Source organism: Hydrocarboniphaga effusa AP103, from assembly GCF_000271305.1.
Taxonomy (GTDB): domain Bacteria; phylum Pseudomonadota; class Gammaproteobacteria; order Nevskiales; family Nevskiaceae; genus Hydrocarboniphaga; species Hydrocarboniphaga effusa.
This window is the reverse complement of sequence record NZ_AKGD01000002.1, coordinates 57,437-83,490: the sequence shown is the minus strand read 5'-3', so window position 1 is coordinate 83,490 and position 26,054 is coordinate 57,437. Positions and strand designations below refer to the sequence as shown.

Sequence of the window (26,054 nt, the reverse complement as noted above, 5' to 3'; positions counted from 1 at the left end):
ACTGCGTCACGCCTGTGCCGAAGCGCTCATGGACCGGCCTGACGGCGGGTTCGGCTGGGCTCAGCGCTTGGGATGAAAGTGCAGCGGATGCTCGTTGCCGGCCACGGCTTCGCGCTTGGGCGCTTCGGCCGAAGCGCAGCTGCCGCAGCTGCTGCAGCCGCCGTCGTCACCCGAATGGCAGCCGCCACCACCCTTGGCCGGACGCAGCAGCGCGGCGGACTGCGCGTATCCATGCGCATCGAGCCAGTTGGCGATCTGCTTGCGCGGCAGATAGCGCGCGAGCACGTAGACCACCGCGCTCAGCACGCAGACGAAAACGATCAACGTCTGGACGAGAAGGGTATTCATGCACCGAGCATACGCGCGATCTGGTATGTGGCAAACGCGGCTCCGTAGGCGAGCAAAAACAGATAGCCCGCCGAGATGCCGAGCATCTTCCACGAGTTGGTTTCGCGACGAATGACCGCGAGCGTGGAGATGCACTGCGGCGCATAGACGAACCAGGCCAGCAGCGACAGCGCGGTGGCGAGCGACCATTGCGCCGTGATCAGCGGAACCAGCTGGTTGGCGGCCTCGTCGTCGGTGCCCGACAGCGAGTACACCGTCGCGAGCGCGCTGACCGCCACTTCGCGCGCCGCCATGCCCGGAATCAGGGCCACGCAGATCTGCCAGTTGAAGCCCACGGGCTCGAAAATCACCTGCAGCCAGCCGCCGACGATGCCGGCGAAGCTGTAGTCGATGGCGTCGCCGGTGGCACCTTCGGGTGGCGCCGGATAGCTCGACAGAAACCACAGCAGCACGGTCAGCGCGAGGATGATGGTGCCGACGCGCCTGACGAAGATCTGCGTGCGTTCCCATAGCCCGAGCAGCAGGTCGCGCGCATGCGGCAGGCGATACGAGGGCAGTTCGAGCAGCAACACGTTCTGGTCGGTGAGCCTGCGGCCGAACAGCTTCATCGCGTAGCTGACGATCAGCGCCGAGAAGATGCCCGCGAAGTAGAGCCCGAACATCACCAACCCCTGCAGGTTGAACCAGCCGACCGCCCGATCCGGAATGAAGGCGCCGATCAGCAGCGCATACACCGGCAGGCGCGCCGAGCAGGTCATCAGCGGGGCGACCAGGATGGTCGCCAGCCGATCGCGCGGATCCTGGATGCTGCGCGTGGCCATGATGCCGGGCACCGCGCAGGCGAAGCTCGACAGCAGCGGAATGAACGAGCGCCCCGACAAGCCGGCACCGAGCATGAGCCGGTCGAGCAAAAACGCGGCGCGCGGCAGATAGCCCGATTCCTCGAGTATCAGGATGAAGAAGAACAGGATCAGGATCTGCGGCAGGAACACCAGCACGCCGCCGACTCCCGCGATGATGCCGTCGACGAGCAGGCTGTTGAGCGGGCCTTCGGGCAAGGCTTCACCGACGAAGTTGCCGAGCGTGTCGAACAGCCAGCTGATGCCGTCCATGAGCGGCCCGGCCCACGAGAACACGGCCTGGAACATGAAGAACATCAGCACCGCGAGCGCAGCCAGGCCGAGCACCGGGTTCAGCAGGATGCGGTCGAGCGCCTCGTCGAGCCCCGGGCTGCGCTTGGGCATGGACACGCAGTCGGCGAGCAGGCGCACCACTTCGGCATGCACGTCGGCCGAGTCGGGCAGCGGTTGCGGAACCGGCGGGAGTGCGCCGTCGAGCGTCGCGAGCAGGGCCTGCGCGCCGCCGCGTCTGACCGCGATGGTCTCGACCACCGGAACGCCGAGCCGCTGCTCGAGCCTGGCCTTGTCGATGACGATGCCACGGCGCTTGGCCGCATCCATCATGTTGAGCGTGAGCACCATCGGCAGGCCGAGGCGCTTGAGCTCGAGCACGAAGCGCAGGTGCAGGCGCAGATTGGTGGCATCGGCGACCGCGACGATCAGGTCGGGCCGCGGCTCGCCCTCGAAGCGGCCCATGCAGACATCGCGCGTGACCGCCTCGTCGGGGCTGGTCGCCGCGAGGCTGTAGGCGCCCGGCAGGTCGAGCACCTGGACGTTGCGCCCGGACGCCGTGCTGAAGCGGCCTTCCTTGCGCTCCACGGTCACGCCCGCGTAGTTCGCGACTTTCTGGCGGCTGCCGGTCAGCGCGTTGAACAGCGCGGTCTTGCCGCAGTTGGGATTGCCGACCAGGGCGATGCGCAGGGAGGCGCTCACGTGGCCACCGCCTGCGTCTCGATGTTCACGCGCGCGGCTTCGACGCGACGCAGGGCGAACTGCGTGGAGCCGATCTGCACGAGCAGCGGATCGCCGCCGAAAGGCCCGCGCGCGACGATGCGCACCGCCTCGCCCGCGACGAAACCGAGCTCGCGCAGGCGTCCGGCGATCGGATCGGGCTGCGTCGCGTCGTCGACGGATCGGATGGTGGCGGCGACGCCACGCGACAGCTCGGACAGCCGCATCGGGGAAGACCTTGATGGATGAGAACAGTTCTTATTATAAACCGATCGGTAACGCCCCGCCCTGATGCCCGCCGACTCGCTGATGGGCCGCAGCCCACGGGCCGCTCGACCATGGCCCCCCGGGGCACGACGGGCGAAGTTCGTGCATCCGCGTTCATTCCCTGTCCCATGTCCCTCCTTCGCTACGCCAACCCGCGCCCCGTTTCGATCCGGGCCCGCCTGCTGCGCCCGCTGATCCGCCTGACCATCGGCCGCGCGATGCGCAGGACGGGCAGCTTCGAAGCCCAGCGCCGCCAACTGCTGCGCGCCGGCGGCTCGGCCAGGCTGTTCGAGGTGCGCGGCACGCGCATCGAGGCCGGTACGTTCGCCGGACTGCCGACGCTCACGGTGACGCCGCCACGGTCCAGCGGCTTGCACCTGCTCTACCTGCATGGCGGCGGCTACGCGGTCGGCGCGGCCTCGCTGTACCGCTCGCTGGCGAGCCGGCTCGCCCTGCTGACCGGCGCCACGGTGACGATGCCGGACTACCGGCTCGCGCCCGAACATCCGTTTCCGGCCGGGCTCGACGACGCGCTCGCCGCCTACCGAGCGCTGCTCGATTCGGGCATCGAGGCCGGGCGAATCTTCATCGGCGGCGATTCCGCCGGCGGCGGGCTGAGCCTGGCCTGCGCGCTTGCGGCCCGCGAGGCCGGTGTGCCGCAGCCCGGCGGGGTCATCTGCCTGTCACCCTGGACCGATCTGACCATCAGCGGCGGCAGCATACGCACCAACCGGGGCACCGAATTGGTGCTTGCACCGGACAGCACCGAGCGCTACGTCAATGCCTATCTGGGCCAGCGCGACGCCCGCAGCCCGCTCGCCTCACCGCTGTTCGCCGACCTGCGCGGCCTCGCGCCGATGCTGATCCAGGTCTCCGGCCACGAAATCCTGCTCGACGATTCCACGCGCCTGGCCACGGCAGCGCAGAGTGCCGGGGTTCCGGTCGAATTGCAGGTTTGGGACGGGGTCTGGCACGTCTGGCAGGCAATGCCGAAGCTGCTTCCGGAAGCCGACGCCGCGCTCGCGGCCATCGCCGCCTTCATCCAGCGTTCAACTTAGCCATAGACGATTCACACTTGTCTGGCAGATTAACGGGCTCGTTCACGGACTGAACGGCACGCCCCCGGAACGAAGCCTGCATGGCAGTCCGGGTCAGTCGAATGTGTAGAAACAAACCTTACCCCCCGGGCTCCAAGAGCCCTCAGTGATGCGCGTCCCGGCCTTTTTTGCCTAGCGCCCCGCTCGGACATCAGGAAGTCGATGAGAAGCTGGCAGTACGGAATCTGGCTCGCCGCCGCGATGCTGCCGCCTTCGGCCCTGGCCGACGAGGCGCGCTACGCCGCGGTCGACGTCCAGGAGGCCTTTCTCGATTTGCGCGCGTTTCCCGACCGACGCTATCCGGTTGCCAACATCGCCGAACGCGGCGAGCACGTGGAGCTGATCAAGCGCCGCACCGACTGGTATCTGCTACGCACCGAGCAAGGCCAGCAAGGCTGGGTGTCCGAAGAGCAGATGGGCGAGTCGCTCAGGGCCGCCGGCATCGAGCCCAGCCGGCACGCCGTCGCAAAGCAGCGTCGAGCCGCCGCCCAGAACAAGGATCCGAAAGCCGAATGAGTGTGCTCCCCCTGGCATCGCGCCGATACGCGCGTCAGCTTCCCGCTCTCGCCGCCGCGGCCCTGCTGCTCTGCGGCTGCAGCCTGTTCGGCGACCGCACCGAGCGCACCCAGCCGAGCGCCCGTCCGCTGCCCGGCGAGCAGGCCTCCTCGCAGGTGGTCGACCCGAATCTGGCGCGGCCCGAACCCGAAGTGCGCAAGGTCCAGGCGCAGGATTACGAGGTCGGCGGCTATGTCGGGCTGATCGCAGTGGATCGCAAGGATGGCTTCGCCGTCTACGGCGCCCGCGTGGCCTATCAGAAGACCGAGAATTTCTTCGTCGAAGCCCATTACGAATTCTCGTCGAACGTCGGCTACGACGAACTGCGCGACCTGGTCGGCCTCAACGAGGCGCAGAAATACGATTACGACAGCTTCGGCCTGAGCCTCGGCTACAAGCTCGCGCCGGGCGACATCTATCTGAGCCGCAATTACACGCTGCCGTTCCAGATCTACGCGATCGGCGGTGGCGGCTATTCGAGCTACGAGGGCGACAACTTCGGCTCCTATCACCTCGGCGGCGGCATCAAGTTCATGCCGCGCGACTGGTTGTCGGTGCGGCTGGAGCTCACGGACCAGATGTGGTCCGACAAGCACCTGTACCACAACGCCCAATTCACCTTCGGACTGGCGGCCCTGTTTTGATCGCACCGAGTCGCGCAGGCTGGCGTAGCGTCGCCGCGGCCGCCGGGCTGCTCGCGATCGGCGCCTGTGCGTCCGCCTCCGCGCAGGCGGTGGCGACCGCAGACGCGACTCTCGACGCCGACTCGCAGGCGTTCAAGCGCGAGGCGCTCGAACTCGAGCGCGACCTGCGCCAGCTCGAAACCAGCCGCCTGTATCCGGCCGCGAATCGCCTCGAAGTCTTCGTCGCCACCGACATCGGCGCGTTCTTCAAGCTCGAAACGCTGCGCGTCGAACTCGACGGCAAGACCATCGCCGAGCATCGCTATTCCGATGCCGAAAGCGCTGCGCTCACACGCGGGGCCGCGCAACAGCTGCATGTGGGCACCACCTCACCCGGTGCGCACCAGCTGCTCGCAGTGTTCACGGGCCGCGGGCCCGAAGGCCGCCGCTACCGCCGCGGAGCCAGCGTCGATTTCACGCAGGCCGGCCAGCCGAGCCGGATCGACCTGCGCGTGATCGACGGCGAAGGTCCGCAGCAACCGGCGTTCAGCGCCAAGGTGCTGCCTTGAGGCGCCTGCTGGCCGGCACCTTCGCCTCGCTCGCGATCGCCGCGAGCGCCGCCGCCAAGCCGCCGCCGGACGCGCATCCGCTGCAGGACCTCTATTACGGCGACGTGCTGTTCCACTACTTCCAGGGCGACGAGTTCGACGCCCTCGCCCGCCTGCTCGTCGCGCGCTCCGAGGGCCGGCCGCAGGCCAGCGGCACCGAAGGCGAGCTGCTGATGGCCGGGCTGCTGCTGTCGTTCGATCAGTCCCGCGACGCGCTCGCGAGTTTCGAGCGCGTGCTGCAGACCGAGACGCGGCCGGACGTGCGCAACCCGATCTGGCTCACACTCGCGCGCACGCTGCACCAGCGCGGAGCCGATGCCGAAGCCCTCGCCGCCCTGGCTCGCATCGACGCCCCGCTGCGCGGCGATCTCGAAGCCGATCGGCAGATGCTCAAGGCCGAACTGCTGATCGACGCCGGCCGCTTCGACGAGGCCGCCAGGCTGCTGCAGGACTGGCGCGGCAGCCGCGACTGGATGAGCTACGCGCGCTACAACCTCGGCGTCGCGCTGATCCGCGCGAACCGCATCGACGAGGGCGCCGCGCAGCTCGACCAGATCGATCACTCCGGCCTGCGCGCCGCTGAGCAGCTCGACCTGCGCGACCGCGCCAACACCGCGCTCGGCTACACCTATTTGCAGGCGCAGCGGTGGGAAGACGCCCGCAACACGCTGCGGCGCGTGCGCCTCGAAGGCGAGAGCACCAGCAAGGCCTTGCTCGGCCTCGGCTGGGCCGAAGCCGGGCTCGGGCAGGATCGCGACGCGCTGGTTCCGTGGATGGAACTCGCGAGCCGCGACGGCGGCGACGTGGCCGTGCAGGAGTCGCTGCTCGCGGTGCCGTATGCGATGGCCCGCGCCGGCTCACCGAGCGCCGCGGCGGTCGAATACCAGAAGGCGGTCGATCGCTACGAGCAGGAATCGCAGCGCCTGGGCGGCCTCGCCAACGCGATCCGCCAGCCGGCCTACGTCGATCGCCTGGTCGACGGGCTCGTCGCGCAGCTGGCCTCCGAAGACGGCACCCCCAAGCGCGACGACGGCCGCCCGATCGCCCCGCTGCAGCAGATTCCGGATGCACCCGAATACCGCGGCTTTTCCGAACTGATCGCCAGCAACGGCTTCCAGGCCGGGCTGCGCAACGCGCGCCAGCTCGTCTTCCTCAAGAGCCGGCTCGCCGACTGGAGCGGCCGTGTGAGCGAGCTGTCGGCGCAGGCGCCATCGTCGGATTGGGCCGGCGCCTCGGCGCGCGTGAGCCGCCTGCGCGAGGCCAGCGAGCGCCTGCTCGATCGCCAGCGCCAGGCCCTGCAGAACGTGCTGCTGCGCGAGATCGAACAGCGCCAGCAGCGCCTGCGCGCCTACCAGGCCGAAGCGCGTTTCGCCCAGGCCAAGCTGCTCGACCGCTCGGCCATCGCGCCGCCGAAGGCTCCCAAATGAGCGCCGCCGCCGCCGCCCTGCTCGCCACGTCGATGATGTGGTTCGGCAACGACGACAAGAAAAAAGACCCGCCGCCGCGCCAGGGCACGCTCGGCAGCCTGCAGGATCGCCGTCCCGAGCTGCCGCCCGAGCCGCCGGTCGGCGACGCCAACCAGCGCGCGAGAGAGGGCTACCAGCAGTATCTGCAGCAGCCGCAGGCCGATCCCAAGCTCGCCGCCGAGGCCCTGCGCCGGATCGCCGATCTGGAGCTGGAAGCCGCCGACACCGCCGAAGGCAGCCCCGAGGCGCGCAAGGCCGCGTACCGCAAGGCGGCCGAGCGCTATCGCGATCTGCTGCGCCGCTACCCGGACGACGCGCGCAACGACGAGGTGCTCTACCAGCTCGCGCGCGCCGAGGAAGGTGCCGGCGAAACCAAGGCCGCACTGGCCTCGCTCGACGAGCTGGCGCAGCGCTTTCCGCAGTCTTCGGTGATCGTCGAATCGCAGTTCCGGCGCGGCGAGATCCTGTTCGCGCAGCGCCAGTATCGCGAGGCCGAAGCGGCGTTCACCGCGATCGCCGAGCGCGGACCGCAAGGCGCGAATCAGTACTACGAGCCGTCCATCTACAAGCAAGGCTGGGCGCGCTTCAAGCAGGACGATTACGACGCCAGCCTGAAATCCTTCTTCGCGCTGCTCGATCGCCGGCTCGGCCCGGTACCCGAAGACCGGCTCGACGCCCATCTCAAGTCGATGTCGCGCCCCGAGCGCGAACTGATCGACGACAGCCTGCGCGCGATGGCGCTGGCCTGCCTCAACATCGGCTCGCCGAAAACGGTCGGCGAAAAGCTCGCCGCCCACGGCGATCCGGCCTATGGCTACCTGCTCTACGAAAGCCTCGCGGGCATCTATCTCAAGCAGGAGCGCTACACCGACGTCGCCGCCACGCTGACCGGCTTCGTCGAGGCGCATCCGCGGCATCCGCAGGCGCCGGCCTTCCAGATCCAGGCGATCAAGGCCTTCGAGGCCGGCGGTTTTTCGAGCCAGGCGCTGGCCTTGCGCGAGGACTACGTCAAGCGCTTCGGCCTCGATCAGCCGTATTGGTCCGGCCGCCAGAGCAGCTCGCAGCCGGAAGCCGTCGACTACCTGCGCGACACCGTCTGGATGCTCGCCCAGCAGCATCACGCGCTGTCGCAGAACGCTCAGCGCAAGCCCGAAGAACGCAGCGCCGACGGCCAGCAGGCCGCCGATCAGTACCGCCGCTACGCGAGCTATTTCCCGCAGGATGCCCAGGCGCCCGAGGCGCAGTTCCTGCTCGGCGACCTGCTCTACGAGCGCGGCGACCTGCCCGGCGCGATCAAGGCCTATGAAACGGCGGCCTACGACTATCCGAATTTCGGCCGCCGCTCCGACGCGGGCTTCGCGGCACTGCAGGCGTATCAGAAGCGCGAAGCCGCGCTGTCCGGGGCCGAGCAGACCGCCTGGAAGCGCCAGCGTCTCAACGCCGACCTGCGCTTCGCGACCAGCTTCCCGCAGCGCAAGGAATCGGCGCAGATCCAGTCGAACGCCGCCGCCGGGCTGTTCGAAGCCGGCGACCTCGCGCCGGCGCTCGCGGCCGCCGAAGCGGTGACGCGGAACGCCGACGCGGACGACGCCTCCAGGCGCGTCGCCTGGCGCGTGATCGGCCACGCGAGCTTCGACAAGGCCGACTACGCGCGCGCCGAAGCGGCCTACATCCAGGTGCAGAAGCTCGCGCCGGCCGGCTCGCCGCCGGACCAGGAAACCGCCGAGCGCCTCGCCGCCGCGATCTACCGCCAGGGCGAGCAGGCGCAGGCTTCGGGCCAAGCGCTGCAGGCGGCCGAGCACTTCTCGCGCGTCGCCGAAGAGGCGCCCGAAACCAAGATCCGCGTGACCGCCGACTACGACGCCGCGATGGCCACGCTCAAGGCCGGCAAGCCCGCGCAGGCGATTCCGATGCTGCTGGCGTTCCGCCAGCAGCACGCGGGTGATCCGCTAGTGTCCGAAGTCACGCGCACGCTCGCGACCACCTACGAGAAGACCGGCAACCCGGGCGCGGCGGCCGGCGAGTTGCAGCGCATCGCCGAAACCCCGGGCGCCGACCCGACCCTGCAGCGCGAGGCGCTCTGGCATTCGGCCGAGCTGCTGCAGCCAAGCGATCCGGCCGCCGCCGAGCGTGCGCTGCGCCAGTACGTCGAGCGCTATCCGCAGCCTTTCGACATCGCGATCGAGGGCTACCAGAAGCTCGTCGACCTCGCGGCCAAGAGCGGACAGGAAGACGTTCGCGCCGATTGGGGCCGCCGTCTCGTCAACTTCGAAGCGGCCGGCGGCGATCAGCGCACCGAGCGCTCACGGGCGCTGGCCGCGCGCGCCTCGCTGCTGCCCGCGCAGACCGCCCGCGATGCGTACCGCCAGGTGGCGCTGACGCTGCCGCTCAAGAGCAGCCTGGCGACCAAGCGCCAGCGCCTCGACAACGCGCTCAACGCCTATGCGCGAGCGGCCGACTACGGCGTCGCCGAAGTGGCGACCGAAGCCACCTACGAGACCGCCGAGCTCTACCACGACCTCGCCAAGGCGCTGAAGACGTCCGAGCGGCCCAAGGACCTCGACGCCGAGGCGCTCGAACAGTACGACCTGCTGCTGGATGAGCAGATCTTCCCGTTCGAGGACAAGGCGATCGCGATCCACGAGGCCAACGCCAGGCGCGCCAAGGACGGGATCTACGACCTCTGGGTGCAGAAGAGCTTCATCGAACTCGCCGCGCTGTCGCCGGGCCGCTACGCCAAGGGCGAGCAGCCCGAGGTTTCGGTTCCGATCGCCCCGGCCGGCACCGCGATGTCGGCGCGCGCGACCACCGAATTCAACGCGGCCGTCGCCACGCTCGAATCCGGCAACACCGCCGCCGCCGAAGCCGCGTTCAAGACGCTCGCCGCCGACTACAAGAACCTGCCGGGCCCGGCGGTCATGCTCGGCCTGGTCTACCGGCAGATGAACCGCAACGCCGACGAGGAGCGGGTGCTCAAGCAGGCGGCGAAGGATTTCCCGAAGTTCGCCCCGGCCCAGCACCAGCTCGGCATCTGGCTGCGCCGGCATGCGCAGTTCGCGGCCGCCGACGAGGCCTACGTGAAGGCGATCGCGCTCGATCCGAACTACGCCGCCGCCCATCACAACCGCGGCGTCGTCAACGATTTGTTCCTGCAGAAGCCGCGGGTCGCGCTCGAGGAATACGAGCGCTATCAGGCGCTGCTGCCGCAGCCCGATGCGCAGGTGGGCCGCTGGATCGCCGACCTCAAGCGCCGCACCGGTGCGCCGGCCGCCGCCAAGGAGACCACGCCATGACGCGCTTGCACTGCCTGCCGGGCAGCTTGTGGCTTGCCGTTTGCTGCACCTTGTCAGCCGCCGCGATGGCGCAGGAACCGCAGGCCCGAAAGCCCGCGGCCGACGATCCGCAACCAAGCGTGAATTCCAGCTCCGTGCTCGAACTCGACTCCACCTCGATCACCGGCAGCCGCGAGCTGCCGACGGTCATGAACATCCTGCCGTGGAAGCGCGCCTCGGCGGCCGAACTGCGCGGCGCGCCCGACGACACCCTGCTGAACCAGGTCCTGGAACCCGTCAATCGCGTCGAATACCGTCGCGAGCTGCGCTATGCCAAACCCGCGGGGACGCCGTGACCGTCTCCGCAGCTGCCCCCACACCCGAACCGAAACACCCAGAGCAAGGACTAGCCTCATGAGCCTCAGCAATATCCCCGGTTTCTTCCAGGCGGGCGGATTGTTCATGTATCCGATCCTGGCGCTGCTCGCACTGGGGCTCGCGATCACGATCGAACGCATGATCTATCTGAAGAAGGCGCACAACGAGAGCCGCACGCTCTGGAGCCGCCTGCTGCCGCTGATCAACGCGGGCAATTACAGCGAGGCCGAGAAGATCGCCTCGAACTCGACCACCGCGATCGGCCGCGTGCTCGGCTACGGCCTGGCCCGCTCCAAGGGCGCGACCAAGCGCGGCCCGGTCGAGCGCGCGATGGAAGAGAGCCTCATGGAAGTGACGCCGCAGCTCGAGCGCCGCACGCACTACCTCGCCACCTTCGCCAACGTCGCCACGCTGCTGGGCCTGCTCGGAACGATCATCGGCCTGATCCACGGCTTCGGCGCGCTGGCCGACGTCAACCCGGCGCAGAAGCAGGACCTGCTCTCGGGGGCCGTGTCCGAAGCGATGAACTGCACCGCCTTCGGCCTGATGGTCGCGATTCCGTTTTTGCTGATCCACTCCTGGCTGCAGTCGGTCACCGACTCGCTGGTCGACCAGATCGAAATGGCGGCGGTGAAGTTCCTCAACAGCCTCGGGCTCGAAGACTGATCAACCGCCAGGACGCGCCGCGATGATGCAAGGACTGGCCAAGAACACCCGACGCGCGATGCGCCGTGCCAAGAGGCGGCGCGGCGGCGAGCTCAACCTGGTGTCGATGATCGACGTGCTCACGGTGCTGGTGTTCTTCCTGCTCGTGAATCAGATCGGCGTCTCGGTGCTCGGCATCGAGCTGCCGGGCCCGCCGGTGGCGAGCGCCGAACCGCCACCCGCGCAGCAGGACTTGAGCGTGGTGGTGCGCGGCGACGGCCTCACGCTGGCCGACAACGGCCAGCCGCTGCAGACCTGGGCCAAGCAGGGCAGCGCCTATGACTACAGCGGGCTCGTCGCCAAGCTGACCGAACTCAAGTCGGCGACGCCCGACGACAAGCGCATTTCGCTGCTGCTCGAACCGAGCGTCTCGTATGAAACCCTGGTCGCGCTGATGGACGCGGTGCGCACCGATCCGACCGCGGCCTACGAACTGTTCCCCGAAGTGTCGGTCGGCGTCGCCCCGGCTGCCGAAACCGCGCCCTCCGCATCGGAGCCCGCCCCATGAGCCTGCTCGGAAACGCCACGCGCCGGCGCCGCATGCTGCGCAAGGCCGAGCGCCCGGACGCCGTGCCGCTGAACCTGGTCTCGATGATCGACGTGTTCACCACGCTGGTGTTCTTCCTGATGCTGACCTCGACCAGCGTGCAGACCCTGCGCACGCCGCCCTCGCTGACCTTGCCGCCGTCGGTCTCGCAGCAGCAGCCCGAGGACATGGCCGTGGTCATGGTCACGCGGGACAGCATCCTGTTCCAGGGCGAGCCGGTGATGAGCGTCGCCGAGGCCGAGGCCGACACCAGCGCCGTGCTCGGTCGGCTCAAGGAGCGCCTGCTGCAGGTGCCGCTGCAGGGCGATCCGGGCAACCCGGCCGCCAAGCCCACGCGCGGCGAGGTCAACATCATGGCCGACAAGGACCTGCCGTTCGCCCTGCTCAACAAGGTCATGGCGACCTGCGGCGGCGATACCGGCTTCGCGCGCATCTCGCTCGCGGTCAACCGCAGTTCGGGGAAGAGCTCGTGAGCGCCGCCGGCTTGAACCCGCGCCCGCCGATCCGCTGGGAAAGCTGGGAGCTCAACGACGCCGCGGACCGGCGCTTCAGGCTCATCTGCATCGAAGTCGGCGTTCCGGTGCTGCTGTTCGGTATCGCGATGTCGCTGCTGCATTTCGAGCGCAAGACCGCGGCACCCGCAGCGCCGCCGGTGCGCCAGTACGCCCAGCTGCTGCCGCCTCCGCCGGCACCGCCGCCGCCCGTGGAAGCCGTCGCCGAACCCGAGCCGGTCGTCGAAGCGCCCAAGCCCGAGCCGGTTCCGGCGCCCAAGCCCAAGGTCGAAGAGCCCAAACCCGAGCCGACGCCCAAGATCGAGGAACCCAAGCCGGCCGAACCGACGCCCGAGCAGCGCGCCGAAGCCGCCCGCCAGCGCGCCGCCAAGGCCGGCCTGGCCTCGATGAGCGAAGACCTCGCGGCGATGCGCGATTCCTCGGCCGCCGAGCGCGTCGCCAGCGGCGCCGCCGTCATCAGCGGAACCGGCGCGCCGCCCAAGCAGGCGGCATCGGGCGCCCTCGGCGGCGATGCACGGTCCAGCGGCGGTGTCGATACCGCCTCGCTCGGCAAGAGCACCGGCGCCACCGGGCTGGCCGAGCGCAGCACCGAGAAGGTCAAGGCGGCCGCCAACACCGCCGCGGCCAAGGCCGAAGGCAAGCGCAGCGGTGGCCGCGATCGTGAAGAAGTCGAGGAGGTTTTCGACCAGAACAAGGGCGCCATCTACGCGCTCTACAACCGCGCCCTGCGCGACAACCCGGCGCTGCAGGGCAAGCTCGTGCTCAAGCTCACGATCGAGCCGGACGGCAGCGTATCGAGCTGCGAGGTGGTGTCGAGCGAGCTCAAAGACCCTGATCTGGAAGGCAGACTGGTCGGCCGCGTGAAGCTGTTCCGCTTCGAGGCCAAGGACACGGCGGCCACCACCATCACCAAGCCGCTCGATTTCTTCCCGGCGAACTGAAAACGGTTTCGGTGCCGCGGGCGATTGTGAAGAACCGATGAAAGCTGACCGCGAACTCAGTTTTCGTTCAGCTTTCGCCGCAAAGATGGCACCGCGAGCCAGCTCCGGCTCGCATATAAAAATCATTCGAGGCCTTCCATGAAATTCCGCACTGCTTACGCCGCCGTCGCGGCGCTCACCTTGACGATTTCGGCCTGTGCCCCGCCCACCGACAAGGACGCCGAGGAAGCCGCGGCCGCAGCCGATCAGCAGGCGCTCGAACTGCAGAAGGCCCAGGAGGAACTCGCCAAAGCCCAGGCCGACGCCGCCGCCAAGCAGGCGGAACTCGACGAAGCCAAGGCCAGGCAGGAGGAAGCCGAAGCGGAAGCCAAGGCGAAGCAGGAACGCGCCGCCGCAGCCGCCCGTCGCCAGCGTGAGGCCGAGCGCGCCGCCAGCGCTTCGCGTTCGCAGTCGCAGCCCTCGTACTCGGCCCCCGCGCCGGCACCGGCTCCGGTCTGCCAGGACTGCGGCACCGTCGCCTCGATCAACGAAGTGCGTGCCAAGGGTCAGGGCTCGGGTCTGGGCGCGATCGCGGGCGCGGTGGCCGGCGGCGTGATCGGCCATCAGTTCGGTGGCGGCCGCGGCAAGGATCTCGCGACTGCGGCGGGGGCGATCGGCGGCGGCGTCGCCGGTCATCAGATCGAACGCTCCGCTCGTGCCTCGACTTACTATGAAGTGGGCGTGCGCATGGACAATGGCGGCTATCAGACCGTCAAGGTCGATAGCGCCGCCGGACTTGCCGTCGGCACTCCTGTTCGCGTGGATGGCAACAATCTCCAGTTGAGATAAGCGCCGTCCGGCGCCGCCTCAGGCGGCGCGCTTGGAGGTTGCGATGGTCAACTGGCTCTTCGATGTGGCGACTTGGACGATCGGTTCGGTCTGCGCGCTGGTGTTCTGCTATGGCCTGCTGACCTACAAGCAGCCCGACCAGACCAAACAGAAATACGCCCGTCTCGATCGTCGTACCGCCGAAGGTCGCGACCGTCGGCGCGTCAACGTCGGCGGTCCCAATGGCATCGAACGGCGCCTCGGCCCGCGCCGTTTGAGCGAAAACCTCTAAGCCCTCGTTCTGCTCCGAGCCCGCCGCGATCCGTTCGCGGTGGGCTTTTTTCGTTTTGGCTTCTCATCGGGAGCGGGCGACGCGGTAAACTGCGGTCCGCAATCCATTCTTCAGATGGCGCATTGCGGGTGTAGCTCAATGGTAGAGCTGTAGCTTCCCAAGCGTGCGACCTGAAAGTCGCTTAGGCCGCTAGCCTAGATGCCACTAAGTCTATGAATTTCATGGACTAAAGAGTATCAAAACTAGCCTCCAAGTGGTATCGAGATCGACGGCGCAATGCCCCGAAATCGAAGCGGCGAAAGCCGCATGTGCAACTGTCTGGCGTGCGCAATTTGCGCGAAACATGACCAGACCGGGGGTTCTGCCCCCCGCAGCCTAGGAACGGTGCCCAACTGGTAACGGTTAGGTGCTGAGCGTTCTGACAACGTAATTCCCCTGAGGGGCGCGTATGCCCCGTGAGGGGAGACGTGCGTGTGCGAGATGCGCGTACACGGATGCAAGGCTTGAGTGAAAGGACTAAGGCAATGAACTGCCGTGGTAATCGTCGTGAAGCTAAACGGAGCGCTGCATCGGCTGTAGCTCCGGCCCGCATGGGCATGTGATCGGATGTGCTGCTGCTTGGTCGGCACACGCAGACAAGCAAGATCACCGGCGAAAAGGCAGGGTCCTCCTCACTCGTGTTGCACATGCGGAACAGGGTAAGCCTGTTGCGACGTCTGACACACTCCATCCGAAAGCCCGTTTCTCCGGGCGATCAACGGCCGTTCTGAGCGCCTTCTTCGGAAGGTGCCAAGCGTTCTATTCGAACTACGACGGCGGCGTTATCTGCGCCGCGCGATCCAGTTCATGCCGTGCTACACAGGAGTGACATTTCCCGGCTGGTGCAGCGGGAAGGTCGGACAAGGCGACTCGCAAGAGTCGTTGACGGCGTAGCAGGTAAAGGATGTCGGAGTAAGCGAATGGCGATCTATAATGGATCGCATAGCGGCATGGAACATGGCCGCCAGCGAAAGCTGAGCAGACTTCCGACAGGTGGCTTGTCGCAAGACAAGTTTGCAACCAATGGCCCCAGAGGGGATGCAATATCCCCGCAAGGGGAGACGTGCGTCCTCGATGGGTTTTCGATCAGGGCGGGTGTAGCTCAATGGTAGAGCTCTTGGTTCCCAACCAAGTGACGCGGGTTCGATTCCCGTCACCCGCTCCATATCTCCATCGGAGGTTGATATGGATGCACGAGCAGTATCGGCGTGTGATGTTGCCTCCGCAGCTTGGCAAGACTGGCGCAGCATTGATTGGGCCAGCGCGAACCGGGTTGTTCGGAGGTTGCAGACACGCATTGCGAAGGCGACGCGGGAAGGTGACTGGCGCGGGGTTAAACGCCTGCAAAAGTTGCTGACTCATTCGACGAGCGCGAAAGCGCTGGCTGTTCGTCGAATCACCGAGAACCAAGGCCGCAGGACGCCGGGCGTGGATGGGGAAACCTGGTCCACACCGGAATCCAAGCGGGAAGCGGTTATGTTGCTAACCGGCAAGGGCTACAAGCCCAAGCCACTGAGAAGGGTCCACATCCCGAAATCCAACGGGGAAAAGCGGCCGCTCGGAATCCCGACCATGAAGGATCGAGCCATGCAGGCGCTGTATCTGCTGGCACTCGATCCGGTCGCGGAAACCACGGCGGACGCCAACTCCTACGGATTCCGTTCTCATCGCTCAACGGCGGATGCCATCGTCCAGTGCAAGAATTTGCTGGCGCGTGGCCATTCATCGAAGTGGGTGCTGGAAGCGGACATCAAGGGGTGTTTCAACAACATCAGTCACGATTGGCTGCTGCGCCACATTCCAACGGACCGGAAGGTGTTGCGACGCTGGTTGAAGGCGGGTGTGGTAGACATGGGCCAGCTCAAACCCACTGAAGCCGGAACGCCACAGGGCGGCATCATCAGTCCTGTATTGGCGAACATGACGCTGGACGGACTCGAATCGTTGCTGGAAAAACGGTTCAAGAGTCGCAAGCACAAGGTCCACGTCGTGCGGTACGCGGATGACTTCATCGTGACCGGCAGTTCGAAAGAGTTGCTGGAAGCGCAGGTCAAGCCGGTGGTCGAGGAATTTTTGGCGGAACGCGGCTTATGCCTCTCGCCGACGAAGACCAAGATCACGCACGTCACCGACGGCTTCGACTTCCTGGGATGGAATGTCCGGTGGACCCGCGAGGGTTTCATGGTCAGACCGTCCAAGAAGAATCGACTCGCGCATTACGACAAGCTTCGGCAGGTGGTGCATCGACTGCGGGCTTCGAAGCAGGACGCGGTGGTAGCGCAGCTCAACCCGATCATTCGCGGTTGGGCGCGGTATCACACGCCTGTTGCGGTATCGAAGACCTCCAAGAAGATGGATCACTTGCTTTGGGGAAAGTTGTGGGCGTGGGCCAAGAGGCGGCATCCGAACAAGGGCAAGCGCTGGGTTAAACAGCGTTACTTCCGCAGGGAAGGTGCCCGCGATTGGGTGTTCGCCACCGATGAGCAGCGGCTCTTGAGGTACTCGGACTTTCCGTTCCGGGAGCACTTCAAGATCAAGTCGGAAGCCAACCCGTACGACCGGGAATGGGAGGCCTACTTTGACGAGATTCTCACGCGTCGAATGACGGCGACTTTGAACGGAAGGAAAAAGTTGGCATGGTTATACCGAGAGCAGGAAGGACGGTGCCCCGTTTGCAATCAACGGATCACCCGGCAGACTCGATGGCATGTCCATCACAAGGTTCGCCGAGTGGACGGAGGTTCAGACAAGCCGACCAACCTGTTGCTGCTGCACCCGACTTGTCATCGGCAGGTTCATTCCCGATCCGGAGGCTGCGAGGCCGAAGGTAAGGGACGACAGGAAGGAGCGACTTAGCTGTTTTCTGTAGAACGCGGCTTTTTTTTTTTTCTTTCAGGGACTTATGTTTCTGACAGGGAGAATCGTCGTGTCGAGAACGCGCGTATCTAAAAGCATGTCGTTGGTAATGCTGTTCGGACTGTGGGGTGGCCTATCGGATTCAGTGATAGCCGCCTCAAAGGATGGACGGTGGACGGCCGGCGATGTCATGCAGATGGTCCAAAGCACCAATCAGCGGGATGCAATGTTGGGTGCTGGCTATATCCGTGGTGCAGTCGAAGCTCAAAAGAGCTTTTTCGAGGCCATGATGAAGCTGAGTGATGCTCAACAGAATCCGCTATTGGCTGAACAGTTTCGGTCGTGTATGACAGAGTTGTTTGAACGGCATTCGTATGAGGAAGTTGCCGTCGTCATGCATGGTGAGGCTCGGATGGGGCTTTGGCAGGCTGACGAGCCGGCCGCAAGCTACATTGGCTTGCGGCTGCTCCGTCAGTGTTCTGTCTACCGTGATCAGCGAGGGGTGCGCGGGAAGTAGAAAAGAAACGACCGCCGGATATTCGGTGCGTCACCGGCTTTGGAGAAATGCTTTGAAGCTCCAAGCTGCCTGAGCCGTGTGCGGTGTAAACTGCATGCACGGTTCTAAGGGGAGGGGGTGGCCGCAAGGCCACCTCCTTACCCGACTACTGACGCGGGTTCGATTCCCGTCACCCGCTCCACTGCATCCAGCTCGGAACCGCGCCGACGAGACCAGATGAACATCGTGCTCAACGGCCAGTCATTCAGCACAGCGGACGGCTGTAGCGTCTCGGCGCTGGCCGACCAGCTGCACCTCGCGGGCAAGCGCTACGCCGTCGAAATCAACGGCGACATCGTGCCGCGCTCCATCCATCACGAAACCCGGCTGCACGAAGGCGATCGCGTCGAGATCGTGCAGGCCATCGGCGGCGGCTGAGCCGCCCCGCATCAGGAGTCCAACAATGGCTGATTCCGTCTCCCCGACCCCTGCGGGCGATCCGCTGGTCATCGCTGGCGTGAGCTACACCTCGCGCCTGCTCGTCGGCACCGGCAAGTACAAGGATCTCGAAGAGACGCGCCGGGCCAGCGATGCCAGCGGGGCGCAGATCGTCACCGTCGCCGTACGTCGCACCAACATCGGCCAGAACCCCAACGAGCCGAACCTGCTCGACGTGCTGCCGCCCAGCCGCTACACGCTGCTGCCGAACACGGCCGGCTGCTACACGGCCGAGGACGCGGTGCGCACCTGCCGGCTCGCGCGCGAACTGCTCGACGGCCACAAGCTCGTGAAACTCGAAGTGCTCGGCGACGCCAAGACGCTCTATCCGGACGTGCCGGCCACGCTCGAAGCCGCCAGGACGCTCGTCAAGGACGGCTTCGACGTGATGGTCTACACCAGCGACGACCCGATCATCTGCAAGCGGCTCGAAGAGATCGGCTGCGTCGCGGTGATGCCGCTGGCGGCGCCGATCGGCTCGGGCCTGGGCATCCAGAATCGCTACAACATCCTGTCGATCGTCGAGAACGCCACCGTGCCGATCATCGTCGACGCCGGCGTCGGCACCGCGAGCGACGCCGCGATCGCGATGGAGCTGGGCTGCGACGGCGTGCTCATGAACACCGCGATCGCCGAAGCGCGCGACCCGGTGCTGATGGCCAGCGCGATGCGCCACGGCATCATCGCCGGCCGCGAGGCCTTCCGTGCCGGGCGCATGCCGATGCGCCGCTACGCAAGCGCCTCGTCGCCGATCACCGGCGTCATCGGCGGCGGCGCTTGAGCCTGGAAGCCGACGCGCCGCACCGGCGCATCCGCTCGTTCGTGCGCCGCGAAGGGCGCATGACCGACGGCCAGCGTCTCGCGCTCGAATCGCTGTGGCCGACCTACGGCCTCGATGCGCCAGCCCAGCCGCTGGCCCCGGCCACGCTGTTCGGCCGCGAAGCGCCAGTGGTGTTCGAGATCGGTTTCGGCAACGGCGATCACCTGCTATCCCGCGCACTCAACGAGCCGCAGCACGATTTCATCGGCGTCGAAGTGCATCGACCGGGCTGTGGCCGCGTGATGATGCTGGCCGAAAAACAGGGCTCGACCAACCTGCGCGTGGCCTGCCACGACGCCGTCGAGGTGCTGCGCGACTGGCTGGTTCCGGGCTCGCTGGCCGAAGTCGTCATCTACTTTCCCGACCCCTGGCACAAGAAGCGCCACAACAAGCGGCGCCTGGTGCAGCCGGAGTTCCTCGCTTTGATCGTCGGTGCGCTCAAACCCGGCGGGCTGCTGCGCATGGCGACCGACTGGGCGCCGTATGCGGAGCACATGCTCGAATCGGTGCGCGCGACGCCCGAACTCGTCAATCTGGCACCCGGCGGCGCTTATGCCGAACGCGCGCAGACGCGGCCGAAAACGCGTTTCGAAGCGCGCGGCGAACGGCTCGGCCATGAGGTTTTCGACCTGCTGCTGCAGAAGCGCTGACGAGCGCACGTCTCCGGTCAGGACGCGTTGAGGTCGACCGCGTCATGCTCGGCGTGGTAATTGAATGTTCTTCGGCATTCCTGGGTAGCCCACCGCAGTTCTGGAGGCGGCTGCCCCTTTGAGATCATTCATCCATTTCGGGAATAGTTTCATATCTTATATCACATGTCGGTCAGACATCCGATCATAGGCGTCACCGGATCGAGCGGTGCCGGTACCAGCACGGCGCTGCGGGCGTTCGAGCGCATGTGTCGACGGCTGAGCCTGAAGGCGGCGATCGTCGAAGGCGACGCCTTCCATGCCTACGATCGCGACGGCAACCGCAAGGCGATCGCCCGCGCGCGCATCCGTGGCGAGCACTTCTCGCTGCTCGGCCCGACCGCCAACCTGCTGTCCCGCCTGGAGACGCTGCTGCGTGATTTCGGCGAACGCGGCACCGGCATCAGCCGGCGCTACCTGCACACCGAGATCGAGGGCGCCGAAGTGGGCCAGGCGGCCGGCACCTTCACACCCTGGGAACCGCTGCCGGCGCATAGCGACGTGCTGTTCTACGAGGGCCTGCACGGCGGCTACGTCGGCGAAGACGCCAACATCGTCCAGCACATGGACCTGCTCGTCGGCGTGGTGCCGATCATCAATCTGGAGTGGATCCAGAAGTTGCGCCGCGACACCGACGAGCGCGGCAGCGCGCCCGAGGAAGTCACCAGCACCATCCTGCGCCGCATGCCGGACTATGTGAACCACATCGCCCCGCAGTTCTCGCGCACCGACGTGAACTTCCAGCGCGTGCCGCTGGTGGATACCAGCAACCCCTTCGTGGTGCGCGAGATTCCGGGCAACGAGGAAAGCCTCGTGGTGATCCATTTCAACGATCACAGCCGGCTGTCGTCGGACCTCGACCAGTACGAGCAGCAGATCTTCGGCGCCTTCAAGTCCAACGCCAACACGCTCGTGGTGCCGGGCGACCAGATGGAAACCGCGATGGAAGCGATCCTGCTGCCGGCGCTCGAAAAGCTGATCCAGCGGCGTGACGCCGCGTTCGCCTCGCTGCATCCGTCGCAACCGCCCGAAGCGGCTTGAAGCCCTGCGTGAAGCGGCGTAGAAGTACGGTGTCGCCGGCCCGTTACGGCGGCGCACGGGAGGCCGATCATGGCGCAATGGCTACAAGGTCTTTCCGTCGGCGAATGGTTCGAGGCCGGCGGTAGCTCCTTCGAGATCGTGGGCGTGGACCCCGAGACCGAAATCGTGCTGGTGCAGCACTTCGATGGCTCGCTCGAAGAGATCGAATTCGACGCCTGGGTGGAACTGGCCGCGCAGCCTTGCGCCGCGCCGGAAGATTATTCGGGCGCACTCGATCTGGACCGCGAAGACTTCGATCTGGAGGCCCCGCCGCCCTCGCGCGACGAAGCACTCCGACAGCTCGACGATCACGACGACTACGTTTGACCCGCCGGGGCACGGCGGAAAGGAAACCCGCCGATGGTGCTGTTCGACCGCTATCGCGTTCCGCGGCTGCGGCGCGAGTTCAAGTTCCGGCTCGACGAAGGCACGCCCGTACAGGTGCGTCCGCTGCGGCCCGAAGACGGAGCCCGGCTCAAGGCCGGCTTTACGCAGATGTCACAGCTCGCGCGCCGGCGCCGCTTTCTCGAAGACGTCTCGCAGCTCACCGACGAGATGGTCGACAAGCTCACCGACCTCGACCAGATCGACCGCGCCGGCTGGGGCTGCATGAACCGCGAGCGCCCGCAGGAGCCCGGCGTCGGGCTCGCGCGCTATCAGCGCATCAATGGTGACCGCAAGAGCGCCGATGCGGCGATCGTCGTGCTCGAGCCCTACCAGGGCCGCGGGGCCGGCATGCTGCTGCACGCCTGCCTGCACCTGACCGCGCATCGCGCCGGCATCCGCCGCTTCTATTACGACGTGACGAGCGACAACGCCCGCTTCATCGCGCAGATCAAGGCGCTCGGAGGACAGTTCGAAGGCCGCGCATCGAACGTCGACCGGCTCTCGCTGCGGGTCTACAACCGGCCGTTCCTGGTGCCGGACCAGACCAGCGTCGGCCGGCGCTTCGCCGAGATCCTGCTCAAGCTCGGACGTGCTCCGGCGGCCTGAACTCCCTCTCTTCCGGAAGCGGGATGCGAAGCAAGTGGCGCACAGCTTCCCTACCATGCACGCATGACCATCTCCGCCACCTGGCGCGACCGGCTGCCGTCGGTCGTGCGTCCTTATGCCGAGCCGGCCGCGCTCGCCGCGCTCGCGCTGGGCGTTTCCTCGGGCTTTCCGTACGCGATGATCGGGGCGACGCTGACCACGCGACTCGCGCAGGACGGCATCGACAAGCGCAGCGTCACTGCGTTTTCGCTCGCCTTTTTGGTCTACAACTTCAAGTTCCTGTGGGCTCCCGCGATCGACCGCCTGCGCCTGCCGGGTTTGTCGCGCTTCGGCCAGCGCGTGACCTGGCTCTGGCTTTCGAGCCTGCTGGCGATCGCGGCGGTCTGCTTTCTGGGTTCGGTCAGGCCCGAGCACGGGCTTGGCGTGGTCGCGCTCGCGGCCGTGCTGATGGGCGTCGCGGGCGCGACCTTCGACATCGTCATCGACGCGTATCGCATCGAACTGCTCGAGCCGCACCAGCTCGGCGTCGGCTCGGGCATGTCGCAATACGGCTGGCGCATCGGTTCGGTGCTCGCGGCCGCGCTCGCCTTGCTGGTGTCGGCGCGCCTGGGCTGGAGCGCGGCCTATGCGAGCTGTTCGATCTTCGCCTTGCCTGCGGCGCTCACGGGCCTGCTCATGGGCGAGCCCACGCGCCGACAGGCGGTGGCGCCGAGCCGCGGCTGGGGCGAGCTCTATGACGCGGTTGCCGGGCCGCTGGTCGAATTCTTCCGCCGCCGCGGCGCGTTCCTCGTGCTGCTGTTCGTGCTGTTGCACAAGATCGGCGACACGCTGGCCAACCTGACGCTGCGGCTGCTGCTCAACGACCTCGGCTTTTCAAACGAGGAGATCGCGACGTATGACGTCGGTTTCGGCTTCTTCGCGTATCTGGCGGGCATCTTCATCGGCGGCATCGTCTACGCGCGCCTGAGCCTGCAGCGCTCGGTGATGCTGAGCCTGGTGCTCATGGCGATCTCGAACCTGAGCTTCGCGCTGCTCGCGACGGCCGGACACAGCAATGCCTTGCTGGCCGGGGCGATCTGCTTCGAGAACATCGCCAGCGGCATCGGCGGCGTGGTGGTGGTGGCCTATCTGTCCGCGCTGTGCAACCTGAACTTCACGGCAACGCAGTTCGCGCTGCTGTCGGCGGCCGCCTCGGTGGTCGGACGCTTTCTCACGGGTTCGACCGCTGGACGGCTGATCGAATCGATGGGCTACGTGAACTTCTACCTGCTGACGACCGTCGCCGCGCTGCCCGGCATCATGCTCTACGCCTGGCTCTGGCGCTCGGGGCTCGCGGCGGAGTCGATTCCGCAGACCTCGCAATCCACCGCCGAGTGAGCGTGGTCGCGTCGACTCAGACGTCGTAATCCATGATCAGCGGCGCGTGATCGGAGAAGCGCGTGGTCTTGTAGACGCTCGCGGCGCGCAGCTTGTCGCGCAGGGTCGGGCTGACGATCTGGTAGTCGATGCGCCATCCCACGTTGTTGGCCCAGGCCTGGCCGCGATTCGACCACCAGGTGTAGGCCTCGCCTTCGGTATCGGGATGCAGCACGCGATAGCCGTCGACCCAGCCGACCTGGCCGAACAGCATGTCGAGCCAGGCGCGCTCATGCGGCAGAAAGCCCGAGTTCTTCTGGTTGCTGCGCCAGTTCTTGAGGTCTTTGTTGGTGTGCGCGATGTTCCAGTCGCCGCAGATCACGTAGTCGCGGCCTTCGCCCATGAACTCGCGCATCTTCGGCAGGAAGAATTCGAGGAAGCGATCCTTCGACTCCTGCCGCTCCGGTCCGGACGAGCCCGACGGCAGGTACAGCGAAACCACCGACAGATCGCCGAAACGCGTTTCGATGTAGCGGCCTTCGTCGTCGAATTCCGAGGCGCCGAGCGTGTTGAGCACCGCGTTCGGCTTCTCGCGCGAATAGATCGCGGTGCCGCTGTAACCCTTGCGCAGCGCGCTGTTGAAATGCGCGTGCCAGCCCTTCGGCGCGAAGGTGTCGAGGCCTTCCAGATCCTCCGGCTGGGCCTTGGTTTCCTGCAGGCAGAGCATGTCGGCGTTCTGCTGTTCGAGCCACTCGAACAGGCCTTTCTTGGCAGCGGAGCGGATGCCGTTGCAGTTCAGCGAGATGATTCGTTTCATGCGGCGAGTGTGCCGCAAATCGGCTCAGAACCGCGATAATCGCGCCGTTTTCATCAGTCGGACTGCTATCGCCATGCTGCCCCACCAAACCGCTTTCCTCGAACTCGCCCTCGAACACGAGGTGCTCAAGTTCGGTTCGTTCACGCTCAAGTCGGGCCGCGTCAGCCCCTACTTCTTCAACCTCGGCAAGATCGCCGGCGGCGCCGGCCTGCGGCGCCTCGCGCACGCCTACGCCGACGCGCTGATCGGCTCGGGGCTCGAATTCGATCTGCTGTTCGGCCCGGCCTACAAGGGCATTCCGCTGGTCGCTGCGATCGCCTGCGCGCTCGCCGAACGCGGCCGCGACGTGCCGTTCGCGTACAACCGCAAAGAGGCCAAGGATCACGGCGAAGGCGGCGTGCTGGTCGGCGCCGATGTGAAGGGCAAGCGCGTGATCATCGTCGACGACGTGCTCACCGCCGGCACCGCGCTGCGCCAGTCGTTCGCGCTGCTGAAGGATTCCGGCGCCACGCCGGTCGCCGCGATGACCGCGCTCGATCGCCAGGAAGTCGGCCCCAACGGCCGCTCGGCCGTGCAGGAACTCACCGAATCCGGCCTGCCGGTGAAGCCGCTCGTGACCGTGCGCGACCTGCTCGCCTACCTGACCAGCAACGGCGGCGACGCGAGCACGATCGAAGCGATCCGCGCCTATCAGGCGCAGTACGGCGTCAAGGATTGAACCGCTGAAGAGGCCCGGCGGGAGCCGCGCTCCCGCTGCGCTCAGCCCTTGATGAGCGTGCCGATGCCCTCGTCGGTGAACAGCTCCAGCAGCACCGAATGGTCGAGCCGGCCGTCGATGATGACGGCGGTCTTCACGCCACTGGCGACCGCGTCGAGCGCGCACTGGATCTTCGGCAGCATGCCGCCGTAGATCGTGCCGTCGGCGATCAGGCCTTCGACCTGCGGCACGGTCAGGCCCGTGAGCACCTTGCCGGCCTTGTCCATCAGGCCCGGCGCATTGGTCAGCAACATGAGCTTCTCGGCCTGCAGCACCGAGGCCATCTTGCCGGCGACGAGGTCGGCGTTGATGTTGAAGGCCTCGCCCTGCGAGCCGACGCCCACCGGGGCGATCACCGGAATGAAGCCGCCGGCCTCCAGGTGCTTGACCACCCGCGGATCGATCGCCTCGACCTCGCCGACCTGGCCGATGTCCTGGCCCTTGATCGTCAGCTTGCGCGCACGGATCAGCCCGCCGTCCTTGCCGGTCAGGCCCACGGCCTGGCCGCCCTGCTTCTGGATCGCGGCGACGATGGCCTTGTTGACGAGCCCCCCGAGCATCATTTCGACCACATCCATGGTCTCGTCATCGGTGACGCGCATGCCCTCGATGAACTTCGATTCCTTGCCGAGCTTCTCCAGGTGCGAGCCGATCTGCGGCCCACCGCCGTGCACGACCACCGGGTGCATGCCGACGCGCTTCATGAGCACGATGTCACGCGCGAAGCTGGCGATCATGTCGTCGTCCTTCATCGCGTTGCCGCCGTACTTCACGACGAAGGTCTTGCCGGCGAAACGGCGGATGTACGGCAGCGCTTCGGTCAGGACGCGGGCGGTGGTCTGGGCGCTGGTGAGATCGATGGGCATGCGGCTTCTTGTGCCTAAATGTCGAATTTGTTTATTTTGAGAAATACAAAATCAATGCCGGCCGGTGTGACCGAACCCGCCGGCCCCGCGTTCGCTGGCGACGAAATCACTCACGAACTCGAAGTCCGCGCGCACCACCGGCACCAGTACGAGCTGGGCGATGCGCTCTCCCGGCGCGATTTCGAACGCGGTCTGTCCACGGTTCCAGCAGCTCACCATGAGTTCGCCCTGGTAGTCGGAATCGATCAGCCCGACGAGGTTGCCGAGCACGATGCCGTGCTTATGGCCGAGCCCCGAACGCGGCAGGATCACCGCCGCCAGGCCGGGATCGCCGATGTAGATCGCTATGCCGGTCTTGATCAGCGCGGTCGCGCCGGGTTCGAGCGTCAGCGGTTCGTCGAGCATCGCGCGCAGGTCGAGCCCGGCCGAGCCCTCGGTGGCGTAGGCGGGAATCGGATAGTCGCGGCCCAGACGCGGGTCGAGCAGCTTGAGCTGGATTTTCTGTGACATTTAATATTC

Annotated in this window: 29 protein-coding genes and 1 tRNA gene; 24 read left to right on the top strand and 6 right to left on the bottom strand. The window is 66.6% G+C overall.

The features are described from left to right. Positions 1-60 precede the first annotated feature (60 nt). From WQQ_RS11845 to WQQ_RS11835, 3 genes are read right to left on the bottom strand one after another with little or no spacing between them, the layout of a single operon-like run. Entirely contained in the window at positions 61-348 is a 288-nt protein-coding gene (locus tag WQQ_RS11845; protein ID WP_050997671.1) for a hypothetical protein, read from the bottom strand. Continuing rightward, complete coding sequence (feoB, locus tag WQQ_RS11840; protein WP_007185415.1) at positions 345-2,180, bottom strand: ferrous iron transporter B; 1,836 nt, start codon at positions 2,178-2,180, stop codon at positions 345-347. The genes WQQ_RS11845 and feoB overlap by 4 nt, the downstream gene beginning before the upstream one ends. Continuing rightward, complete coding sequence (locus WQQ_RS11835) at positions 2,177-2,425, bottom strand: FeoA family protein (protein WP_007185414.1); 249 nt, start codon at positions 2,423-2,425, stop codon at positions 2,177-2,179. The genes feoB and WQQ_RS11835 overlap by 4 nt, the downstream gene beginning before the upstream one ends. A gap of 168 nt (positions 2,426-2,593) precedes the next feature. Here WQQ_RS11835 and WQQ_RS11830 point away from each other — a divergent pair, with 168 nt between their 5' ends. The 23 genes from WQQ_RS11830 to WQQ_RS11720 all read left to right on the top strand — a co-directional run bounded on the left by WQQ_RS11830 (position 2,594) and on the right by WQQ_RS11720 (position 23,116). Beyond that, on the top strand, positions 2,594-3,523 hold the full coding sequence (locus WQQ_RS11830; protein WP_007185413.1) for an alpha/beta hydrolase: 930 nt from the start codon (positions 2,594-2,596) through the stop codon (positions 3,521-3,523). A 201-nt stretch (positions 3,524-3,724) separates the two neighbouring features. Then, complete coding sequence (locus WQQ_RS11825; protein ID WP_007185412.1) at positions 3,725-4,078, top strand: SH3 domain-containing protein; 354 nt, start codon at positions 3,725-3,727, stop codon at positions 4,076-4,078. Then, positions 4,075-4,761, top strand: a complete 687-nt coding sequence (locus WQQ_RS11820; protein ID WP_007185411.1) for an outer membrane beta-barrel domain-containing protein — start codon at positions 4,075-4,077, stop codon at positions 4,759-4,761. The genes WQQ_RS11825 and WQQ_RS11820 overlap by 4 nt, the downstream gene beginning before the upstream one ends. After that, complete coding sequence (locus tag WQQ_RS11815) at positions 4,758-5,309, top strand: hypothetical protein (protein WP_007185410.1); 552 nt, start codon at positions 4,758-4,760, stop codon at positions 5,307-5,309. Before WQQ_RS11820 ends, WQQ_RS11815 begins: the two co-directional genes overlap by 4 nt. Next, positions 5,306-6,775: a tetratricopeptide repeat protein gene (locus tag WQQ_RS11810; protein ID WP_007185409.1), complete on the top strand. Its 1,470-nt coding sequence runs from the start codon at positions 5,306-5,308 to the stop codon at positions 6,773-6,775. Before WQQ_RS11815 ends, WQQ_RS11810 begins: the two co-directional genes overlap by 4 nt. Continuing rightward, positions 6,772-10,107: a tetratricopeptide repeat protein gene (locus WQQ_RS11805; protein WP_007185408.1), complete on the top strand. Its 3,336-nt coding sequence runs from the start codon at positions 6,772-6,774 to the stop codon at positions 10,105-10,107. The genes WQQ_RS11810 and WQQ_RS11805 overlap by 4 nt, the downstream gene beginning before the upstream one ends. Beyond that, positions 10,104-10,442 carry a hypothetical protein gene (locus tag WQQ_RS11800; RefSeq protein WP_007185407.1) on the top strand — a complete coding sequence of 113 codons (339 nt, stop codon included), beginning with the start codon at positions 10,104-10,106 and terminating at the stop codon, positions 10,440-10,442. The genes WQQ_RS11805 and WQQ_RS11800 overlap by 4 nt, the downstream gene beginning before the upstream one ends. A 58-nt stretch (positions 10,443-10,500) precedes the next feature. After that, complete coding sequence (locus tag WQQ_RS11795) at positions 10,501-11,130, top strand: MotA/TolQ/ExbB proton channel family protein (RefSeq protein WP_007185406.1); 630 nt, start codon at positions 10,501-10,503, stop codon at positions 11,128-11,130. 22 nt (positions 11,131-11,152) lie between these two features. Next, entirely contained in the window at positions 11,153-11,677 is a 525-nt protein-coding gene (locus WQQ_RS11790; protein WP_007185405.1) for an ExbD/TolR family protein, read from the top strand. Next, entirely contained in the window at positions 11,674-12,189 is a 516-nt protein-coding gene (locus tag WQQ_RS11785) for an ExbD/TolR family protein (RefSeq protein WP_007185404.1), read from the top strand. Before WQQ_RS11790 ends, WQQ_RS11785 begins: the two co-directional genes overlap by 4 nt. After that, positions 12,186-13,169: an AgmX/PglI C-terminal domain-containing protein gene (locus tag WQQ_RS11780; RefSeq protein ID WP_007185403.1), complete on the top strand. Its 984-nt coding sequence runs from the start codon at positions 12,186-12,188 to the stop codon at positions 13,167-13,169. The genes WQQ_RS11785 and WQQ_RS11780 overlap by 4 nt, the downstream gene beginning before the upstream one ends. 138 nt (positions 13,170-13,307) lie before the next feature. Beyond that, positions 13,308-13,997 (top strand): glycine zipper 2TM domain-containing protein, encoded by a 690-nt coding sequence (locus tag WQQ_RS11775; RefSeq protein ID WP_007185402.1) that lies wholly within the window; start codon positions 13,308-13,310, stop codon positions 13,995-13,997. 43 nt (positions 13,998-14,040) lie between these two features. Continuing rightward, positions 14,041-14,268 carry a hypothetical protein gene (locus WQQ_RS11770; RefSeq protein ID WP_007185401.1) on the top strand — a complete coding sequence of 76 codons (228 nt, stop codon included), beginning with the start codon at positions 14,041-14,043 and terminating at the stop codon, positions 14,266-14,268. A 1,130-nt stretch (positions 14,269-15,398) separates the two neighbouring features. Beyond that, a tRNA-Gly gene (locus WQQ_RS11765) sits at positions 15,399-15,472 on the top strand. 20 nt (positions 15,473-15,492) lie between these two features. After that, the gene (gene ltrA / locus WQQ_RS11760; protein ID WP_050997669.1) at positions 15,493-17,163 is read left to right on the top strand and encodes a group II intron reverse transcriptase/maturase; all 1,671 of its coding nucleotides are present in this window, start codon (positions 15,493-15,495) and stop codon (positions 17,161-17,163) included. Between the two features lie 190 nt (positions 17,164-17,353). Further along, positions 17,354-17,680, top strand: coding sequence for a hypothetical protein (locus tag WQQ_RS11755; RefSeq protein WP_157534668.1), 327 nt, complete (start codon positions 17,354-17,356; stop codon positions 17,678-17,680). A gap of 216 nt (positions 17,681-17,896) precedes the next feature. Next, complete coding sequence (thiS, locus tag WQQ_RS11750; protein ID WP_007185399.1) at positions 17,897-18,097, top strand: sulfur carrier protein ThiS; 201 nt, start codon at positions 17,897-17,899, stop codon at positions 18,095-18,097. A gap of 25 nt (positions 18,098-18,122) precedes the next feature. Then, on the top strand, positions 18,123-18,938 hold the full coding sequence (locus WQQ_RS11745) for a thiazole synthase (protein ID WP_007185398.1): 816 nt from the start codon (positions 18,123-18,125) through the stop codon (positions 18,936-18,938). Continuing rightward, positions 18,935-19,627, top strand: a complete 693-nt coding sequence (gene trmB, locus WQQ_RS11740; RefSeq protein ID WP_007185397.1) for a tRNA (guanosine(46)-N7)-methyltransferase TrmB — start codon at positions 18,935-18,937, stop codon at positions 19,625-19,627. The genes WQQ_RS11745 and trmB overlap by 4 nt, the downstream gene beginning before the upstream one ends. A gap of 165 nt (positions 19,628-19,792) precedes the next feature. Then, positions 19,793-20,707, top strand: a complete 915-nt coding sequence (locus WQQ_RS11735; RefSeq protein WP_007185396.1) for a phosphoribulokinase — start codon at positions 19,793-19,795, stop codon at positions 20,705-20,707. Between the two features lie 69 nt (positions 20,708-20,776). Next, positions 20,777-21,073: a DUF6763 family protein gene (locus tag WQQ_RS11730; RefSeq protein ID WP_007185395.1), complete on the top strand. Its 297-nt coding sequence runs from the start codon at positions 20,777-20,779 to the stop codon at positions 21,071-21,073. A gap of 33 nt (positions 21,074-21,106) precedes the next feature. Further along, entirely contained in the window at positions 21,107-21,739 is a 633-nt protein-coding gene (locus WQQ_RS11725; protein WP_007185394.1) for a GNAT family N-acetyltransferase, read from the top strand. Between the two features lie 63 nt (positions 21,740-21,802). Continuing rightward, on the top strand, positions 21,803-23,116 hold the full coding sequence (locus WQQ_RS11720; RefSeq protein WP_007185393.1) for an AmpG family muropeptide MFS transporter: 1,314 nt from the start codon (positions 21,803-21,805) through the stop codon (positions 23,114-23,116). Positions 23,117-23,132: 16 nt separating this feature from the next. On the opposite strand, the gene WQQ_RS11715 is transcribed toward WQQ_RS11720, so the two are convergent. Further along, positions 23,133-23,912, bottom strand: a complete 780-nt coding sequence (locus WQQ_RS11715) for an exodeoxyribonuclease III (protein ID WP_007185392.1) — start codon at positions 23,910-23,912, stop codon at positions 23,133-23,135. 73 nt (positions 23,913-23,985) lie between these two features. Here WQQ_RS11715 and pyrE point away from each other — a divergent pair, with 73 nt between their 5' ends. Next, entirely contained in the window at positions 23,986-24,630 is a 645-nt protein-coding gene (gene pyrE, locus WQQ_RS11710) for an orotate phosphoribosyltransferase (RefSeq protein WP_007185391.1), read from the top strand. A gap of 41 nt (positions 24,631-24,671) precedes the next feature. Here pyrE and argB read toward each other — a convergent pair whose 3' ends face one another. Then, a complete protein-coding gene (gene argB, locus WQQ_RS11705; RefSeq protein ID WP_007185390.1) occupies positions 24,672-25,535 on the bottom strand; it encodes an acetylglutamate kinase in 864 nt (287 codons plus the stop codon). 51 nt (positions 25,536-25,586) lie between these two features. Then, positions 25,587-26,045 carry a dUTP diphosphatase gene (dut, locus tag WQQ_RS11700; RefSeq protein ID WP_007185389.1) on the bottom strand — a complete coding sequence of 153 codons (459 nt, stop codon included), beginning with the start codon at positions 26,043-26,045 and terminating at the stop codon, positions 25,587-25,589. Between the last annotated feature and the right edge of the window lie 9 nt (positions 26,046-26,054).